The 3,857-nt window shown below is 38.3% G+C and carries 6 protein-coding genes and 1 pseudogene; all 7 read right to left on the bottom strand.

The features are described from left to right. Window positions 1-82: 82 nt before the first annotated feature. Window positions 83-376, bottom strand: coding sequence for a hypothetical protein (locus ACFVSH_RS22310; protein ID WP_387595903.1), 294 nt, complete (start codon window positions 374-376; stop codon window positions 83-85). Window positions 377-398: 22 nt separating this feature from the next. Beyond that, window positions 399-833: an acyl-CoA thioesterase gene (locus tag ACFVSH_RS22315; RefSeq protein WP_387707883.1), complete on the bottom strand. Its 435-nt coding sequence runs from the start codon at window positions 831-833 to the stop codon at window positions 399-401. A 159-nt stretch (window positions 834-992) separates the two neighbouring features. Continuing rightward, on the bottom strand, window positions 993-1,238 hold the full coding sequence (tlp, locus tag ACFVSH_RS22320) for a small acid-soluble spore protein Tlp (protein ID WP_192204574.1): 246 nt from the start codon (window positions 1,236-1,238) through the stop codon (window positions 993-995). A 62-nt stretch (window positions 1,239-1,300) separates the two neighbouring features. Further along, a complete protein-coding gene (locus tag ACFVSH_RS22325) occupies window positions 1,301-1,444 on the bottom strand; it encodes an acid-soluble spore protein N (protein WP_057275900.1) in 144 nt (47 codons plus the stop codon). Between the two features lie 138 nt (window positions 1,445-1,582). Next, entirely contained in the window at window positions 1,583-1,711 is a 129-nt protein-coding gene (locus ACFVSH_RS22330; RefSeq protein WP_192204573.1) for an FbpB family small basic protein, read from the bottom strand. A 390-nt stretch (window positions 1,712-2,101) separates the two neighbouring features. Beyond that, on the bottom strand, window positions 2,102-2,635 hold the full coding sequence (locus ACFVSH_RS22335) for a TlpA disulfide reductase family protein (RefSeq protein WP_260286139.1): 534 nt from the start codon (window positions 2,633-2,635) through the stop codon (window positions 2,102-2,104). Window positions 2,636-2,841: 206 nt separating this feature from the next. Next, window positions 2,842-3,857: pseudogene (locus ACFVSH_RS22340) on the bottom strand (aconitate hydratase); the annotation flags it as partial.

The following is a 3,857-nucleotide window of genomic DNA, read 5'->3' on the forward strand; positions in this document are numbered from 1 at the left end:
GAAAAACTGACTGAACCAGAATTCCACTATGAAAAAAGTGCCTGACAATAAAGCAGCGGTGTTAACTGCTGTTTTTTCTTGTTCAATCGAGCAGGCGCTCTTTTATATTTTCCGCCCTTAAAATTTCCGCTTGCTTGTCCCCTAAAAGATCGAAATGAGAATAGCCATCCTTCCTGTGGTGAATCCATTCTTTTTTTAGCCCGTATTTCTTACCCCACTCCGATAAACGCAGTAAATCTTTGCATCCCACTTTAGTAACCGTCTTGCAACCAGGAAATCGGTCATCCAGCCAATAATGAGTTAAAAAAGCTATTTGACCTTGATCTATTTTCTGCTTCCAGGCTACTACGTCTCCCCGTTTAATCCCAAAAGCCATTTCTTGATCACCTCAATAAATATTATTGATCCAATTCATCCTGCTTTTTATTTTTCTCATAGGCCTCATGCCATTCAGGATACATGCGTTTAATGGATATCGGGCGGAAGCTCTCCTTTTTAACGCATACGTGAGAAGAATGACCTGTAGCCGCCACTTCATTTTTCCCATTAACGATCTCATACCCATAAATGACCCGTAAGCCGTCATACTTTTCAATCCAGGTTTTAACTTTTACCTTATCACCATATCTAACCGGGGTTTTATACGAAGCCTGAATATCCATAACAGGTGAGATGATGCCATCCGCTTCCATATCAGCATAATGAAATCCTAAATCATTTATCAACTTTGTCCTGCCCAGTTCCATCCATATCAAATAATTCGCATGGTAAACAACACCCATTTGATCTGTCTCTGCATACCGCACTTCAATTTCGTTTTCAGCTATGAACATTTTGTTTCCCCACTTTCATTTCTATTGCAATAAACATTCTACCATAACAAATGTGCAATTTTCATTTAAGCTGTCTTGATTGACTGCTTCCCTGCCATGAAAAACTAAAAATAAAGAGGAGAAAGATTTTGCGCCTCTTTCTCCCCTTTACTTAGTTGTTTACATATTATCGTTACTATAACCGCTTTCCCGTGCTTCTTGCTCATCTTGCATTTCTTCCTTCATTCCTTCAATGCTCTTTCTTCTTCGTTCATTTTTGGCCTCAATTGCCTGTTTCTCCACACCTGAAGAAAATGATAACGTTTCATTTGCAGCGGTTATGTTTTCTTCTGTATTTTGAATTGCATCCTGAATTTTTTCAACATTATCCAAACGGTTATCCTGATTGTGTTTATATGAGCCCATTATTTTCACCTCATGATTTTTTATTTACATAATATTATTACGATCACTTTAGTATAACTTGATTATTCGCCTTTAGTTTGAATGACCTGAGGATGTTTCCCGGATTTGTCCTGCATTTTCTTACCGTTATTCCCACCCGCTGCTATTGGTTGTGTCCCTAGATGGCTCGGTCTAAAGTGTTTGGAATCTTTTTTTGGATTACCCATTCTATCGCCTCCTTCTCTTATCATGGATAAAAAAGAGGAAATTCATGAATGCCAGTTTTTGAAAAAGCCATGAAAAAAGAGCCAGCACTTTGAAGGGACCTTCATGGCACTGGCTCTTTTTAATATATCTTGCAAAACTTATTCAGCCTTTTGCATATGTTTTTTTTCAAGACGTTCCTCAATTCTCTCCATTTGTTTAACGTCCATCAATAATTCCTTTTTGTTTTCTTTTATTAATTCTTCAAATGTCCTTTTTCTTTTTTTCATGCTTTTCACCTACTTATTTTAATATACTATTCAGTATTGCCAAATTAACGTAAAATTATGACTATATGGTTTCCGTCCTTAAAATTGTCATAATTATCAGATTTTAAAATCCGATTAAGTTCCATTTCTCCACTCTTTATACTTTAACCCTTTTTTCATAAACAACAACCGTAATTTTTTAAATTTTTAGATTTTTTCATTAAATTTTGACAACTTTGTTAACATACGATAAAACGGAACCTCATAAAGGTCCCGTCCAACGTAGTATAATTACGGTTAAAAGCCAATTGACCAACCTTTTTGTTCTGAAAAAACGTTTGCTCCCTTACCGCCGTCTATGCCAAGTGACGCTAATTTCTTCCATTCTGATGGTACTTCATAAAGTTTCTCTTACTGCATGCTATTTATATTTCGTTCCATATCTTTAAGTTGCATGGCTGAAATTACCTTATTCCTGATAATGCCTTCTTTGTCGATGAAGTAAGTTGTTGGAATGCTAAGAATCCTGTAACGCTCATTCACTGGATTCTTTGCACTTTGACTGTCCAGAGGAATTGTAAAAGTAATTCCATTATCCTCTACAAATGCTTGTACATCGTTTTCGGGGTCAATATTGACGGCTAGAACGACCACATCATCACCAGCTTGCTGTGCATATTTCTCCATATCCGGCATTTCCTTCTTGCAAGGCGGACACCACGTTGCCCAAAAATTCAGCATTACCTTTTTCCCCTTATAATCAGATAATTCAACTTGTTTCCCATCCAAAGTTTTCAGGGAGAAATTCGGTGCTTTAGCTCCAATTTCCAATCCGCCCAAAGCATCTTTTTCGTCATTTCCCTTCGGTTCATTATCCATTGCCTGCACGATCGCTACCGTAATAAGTGACAGTAAGGCCACCGAAGCAATAATTTTTTTAAGCATACTCGTCCTCCTAGTCCCATTACAATAAAAATATTAGTTCTTTTCCAGAAATAGAACAACTTCCCTATTCCATCTTAACAATAAAAGGACATCCGGAAAAGTGTAATTCCTTCAAATCATATCATGATATCGCTTTGTTTCAAAAACTTGACACAAAAAAAGCGGTAAACCTGACAAGTAGGTTTACCGCTTCCTAAAAGCTGAAATTAGCCTTTTAATTTATTACGTAATACCATTTGAAGGATACCACCGTGACGGTAGTAGTCGATTTCGATTTCGGAATCGAAACGAACAAGCACATCAAATTCTTTTACGTTTCCAGCTTCATCAGCTAGCTGTAACTGTTACGATATCACGAGGTTTAACTGTTTCGTCGATTTTAACTGCGATCGCTTCTTTACCAGTCAATCCAAGCGTTTCAGCGTTTTCGCCTTCTTTGAATTGAAGTGGAAGAACACCCATCAATGCAAGGTTAGAACGGTGAATACGTTCAAAGCTTTCAGCGATGACTGTTTTGATGCCAAGAAGGTTAGTACCTTTCGCAGCCCAGTCACGAGAGCTTCCCATACCATAGTCTTTACCAGCGATGACTGCAAGACCTGTTCCATCAGCTTTATATTTCATACAAGCATCATAGATAGCCATTACATCGCCTGTTGGCCAGTAAGTTGTGAATCCACCTTCTGTACCTGGAGCAACTTGGTTACGGATACGGATGTTTGCGAACGTTCCGCGCATCATCGCTTCATGGTTACCACGACGAGAACCGTAAGAGTTAAAGTCACGCGGTTTCACACCGTTTTCACGAAGGTAGATACCAGCTGGTGTATCTTTACCGATTGCACCTGCAGGAGAAATGTGGTCAGTTGTAACTGAGTCACCGAATTTACCAACTACACGCAAACCGGAAAGTGGGTTAACTGAACCAGGTTCTGGTGATAATCCTTCAAAGAATGGAGGATTTTGAATGTATGTTGATTTAGAATCGAAAGCATAAATCGCTTCGTTGCTAGTTTGGATTTCGTTCCAACGTTTGTTATCGTTGAATACTGTTTCGTATTCTTTACGGAATAACTCAGGTGTAACTGTTGATTTAACAGCAGCGTTAACTTCTTCTTGTGAAGGCCAGATGTCAGCAAGGTATACATCGTTACCATCTTTGTCTTTACCAAGTGAATCGTTGTTTAGATCAAAGTCCACAGTTCCAGCAAGAGCATAAGCT

This window comes from Peribacillus sp. NPDC058002, assembly GCF_042886655.1.
Classification (GTDB): Bacteria; Bacillota; Bacilli; order Bacillales; family DSM-1321; genus Peribacillus; species Peribacillus aracenensis.

What these genes read in the sequence shown, in the direction of transcription:
- ACFVSH_RS22310 (WP_387595903.1), bottom strand. Translation starts at nt 376, where the DNA reads ATGGCTTTTGGGATTAAACGGGGAGACGTAGTAGCCTGGAAGCAGAAA.
- ACFVSH_RS22315 (WP_387707883.1), bottom strand. Translation starts at nt 833, where the DNA reads ATGTTCATAGCTGAAAACGAAATTGAAGTGCGGTATGCAGAGACAGAT.
- tlp (WP_192204574.1), bottom strand. Translation starts at nt 1,238, where the DNA reads ATGGGCTCATATAAACACAATCAGGATAACCGTTTGGATAATGTTGAA.
- ACFVSH_RS22325 (WP_057275900.1), bottom strand. Translation starts at nt 1,444, where the DNA reads ATGGGTAATCCAAAAAAAGATTCCAAACACTTTAGACCGAGCCATCTA.
- ACFVSH_RS22330 (WP_192204573.1), bottom strand. Translation starts at nt 1,711, where the DNA reads ATGAAAAAAAGAAAAAGGACATTTGAAGAATTAATAAAAGAAAACAAA.
- ACFVSH_RS22335 (WP_260286139.1), bottom strand. Translation starts at nt 2,635, where the DNA reads ATGCTTAAAAAAATTATTGCTTCGGTGGCCTTACTGTCACTTATTACG.